Here is a 2,634-nt window from a genome sequence, read left to right as displayed (position 1 = left end):
TGGATATTCCGCGCAAAGAAGACCACCTATTCCGCGTTAAACTGTACCACTAAAAACGAATTTCCTTTTGAGGTTTTTTCTCTGCTGTTTTTCATCATTACAAATATAGTTTATTTTATCATATAAAAATTAATCTGTTTTTTTCTTTAGTTTCTTTCGCAAAGACTCTCCTGAAAGCTCTAATCGGTGAGCATTGTGGATGATTCTGTCCATAACAGCATCAGCTATTGTTTTTTCTCCAATAACTTCATACCACTTTGCAACCGGAACCTGTGAAGTAATCAATGTAGATGCCTTCTCATGCCTGTCTTCTATGATTTCCATGAATGCAGAACGACTTTGAGCATCGAGTGGTTGTATCCCAAAATCATCAAGAATAAGCAACTGTTGACGTTCAAGCTTTGCAATCTCATTAATATAAGACCCATCGGCTTTAGCCATTTTAAGTTTAGCAAAGAGTTTGGTTGTATTATGATATAATACTTTATATCCTAAAGTGCAAGCCTGCTGACCAATTGCTGATGCAAGATAGCTTTTCCCAATGCCGGTGCTCCCGGTAATCATTACGTTTTCTTTATTTTTAATAAATGTGCATTCCGCAAGACGCATCACCTGATTCTTGTCAATACCGCGGTCTGTTTCAAAGTACATCTGTTCAATAGATGCGCTGTAGTGGAACTTTGCGTTTTGCATATTACGTGCAATCTTTCTGCAACATCGGTCATCCCACTCTTCTTCTATTAGCTGCGCAATCATTTCATCCTTGGTAAGGGCGTTCATAGCATCTGATTCCAGGCTGGTTTGAAAAGCACGGAGCATGCCGTAGAATTTCATTTCTTTCATTCTTTTTACAATTTGTTCATTCATCATAGTTTTGGTTTTTTTTAGTTAAACTCTATTTTATTTATAATACTCTTCTCCTCGAATGTTATCGTGAGCCGGCATTGGAGGGATCTCATCATCCAAATCATATTGGTCGAGATTTCTTTGCAGAATAGTTTCTATTATTTTATAATGAAACACTCCAAACTGATGTGCTCGTCTACAGGCATTGATGAGCCTTTCGTTCCCGACACGCTTTGCAAATGATAATATGCCCTGGCATGATTTATAGGCCTGTTCAGGATGTGCTTTTTTTGATATTACTAATGAAATATAATACCCTATATCACTGTGTATCTTATTTGCATCATCTATAAAACGTTGAGGATTCCAGTCCAGAATCTCATTATTATAAGTTGCCATATGCTCAGGTACAGTAGTGTAACCATGTGGCGCTCTTGAACGCAGGTGGCTTGTAATTAATTCGTATTTGTAATAGATTTCCACGGTCGTTTTTGAAAAGAATATTTTCACTTTCTTGCCTACATGATTAGAAGGAACACTATAATAATGTTTGTCGCGATGAAGACACACATGACCGTTTTTCATCACCGTAACCTGAACATATTCTCTCATCTCAAAACGCATGAAGGGTAGAGGCTGCAGGACTTGTTTCTCTATATCATTAAACTGGTCCATGCGTGAGTATGTTCGCCCGACAAAGAATGCTTTATTATGATTTTCAAGATGCATCATTATAGCTTCATTTAGTTCTGCTAATGAATAAAACTTTTGTCCTTGAAGATTTGTGAAAATCCGGTTATAGGTTATCTTCACAGCTCCTTCGACTAATGGTTTATCTTTTGGTTTATATGCTCTTGCTGGTAACACAACCATTCCATAATGTTCTGCAAATGCTTCAAAGTTCTGATTCATTGTAGGCTCGTAACGATTGGTTTTGGTAACTGCCGATTTTAAATTATCCGGCACTATGGCTGCAGGTGCTCCACCAAAGTAATACAACGCATTCTCACAACCTGTGATAAAGTCTGTTATATCCTGCCTTTCCAATGCCTGAACATACGTTAGCTGGCTTGCTCCGAGTATTGCAACAAATACCTCGACTGTTTTAACTTCTCCTGTTGAAACGTCAATTATCTCAAGCTTTTTCCCTGTAAAGTCAACAAACATCTTATCTCCTGCTTTATGTACCATGTGCATGGATGGGTGTGACAGTCCTTTCCAGAGCCTGTAATGTTTATAAAATCCGGTGCTTTGGTATCCATCTATGGTTTTATCAGAATACTCTTTCCATAGCTTTAAAAGAGTCATCCCTGGTTGTTTTATCCGTTTTTCCACTTGTGGAAAAAATGCATATAGTTCTTTCTCCCGTTCCGGTGGTTCCGGTATCTCTGTATCTGTGTGAAATAAATCATCCAGATCTTTATCGCTAAGCGTTGATAGCTCATCCCAGGGGATTCTTGATGCACGGAACTGTACGATATACTTCATTATCGTTGTCCTTGATACACCTGTCAAATCACGTATTGTACGTGTTCCCTGTTTATGACTGGCGTAGAGTTTAATGATTTGTCTTAGTTTGCTCATTTCGATGTTTTTGTTTGACATAGTTTGTATTGATTTTACAGTAAGTTACTGTTTAATCTTTACAACCTATATTTTAAAAAACAACAGAGCTTCAATGTGTTTTAGGCGGCACAGTTTGCCGCGGAATAGACGGACCAGTTTAGCGCGGAAAGTGGGGTACAGCTTGTCGCGGAATTACTGGTACAGTTTGCGCGGAATCTCCAC

At 38.3% G+C, this 2,634-nt stretch carries 2 protein-coding genes; both read right to left on the bottom strand.

Annotated features, from left to right (window positions below; all coding sequences use genetic code 11):
- Window positions 1-129: 129 nt before the first annotated feature.
- Window positions 130-867, bottom strand: a complete 738-nt coding sequence (gene istB, locus WC614_14135) for an IS21-like element helper ATPase IstB (GenBank protein ID MFA5034143.1) — start codon at window positions 865-867, stop codon at window positions 130-132.
- 33 nt (window positions 868-900) lie between these two features.
- The gene (istA, locus tag WC614_14130) at window positions 901-2,430 is read right to left on the bottom strand and encodes an IS21 family transposase (GenBank protein ID MFA5034142.1); all 1,530 of its coding nucleotides are present in this window, start codon (window positions 2,428-2,430) and stop codon (window positions 901-903) included.
- Between the last annotated feature and the right edge of the window lie 204 nt (window positions 2,431-2,634).

The organism is bacterium (assembly GCA_041649255.1).
In the GTDB taxonomy this organism is placed as follows: Bacteria; Hydrothermota; UBA3073; order JACQXS01; family JAQTXJ01; genus JAQTXJ01.
Note: the sequence above shows the minus strand (reverse complement) of the source record. Positions and strands in the feature narration are given on the sequence as shown.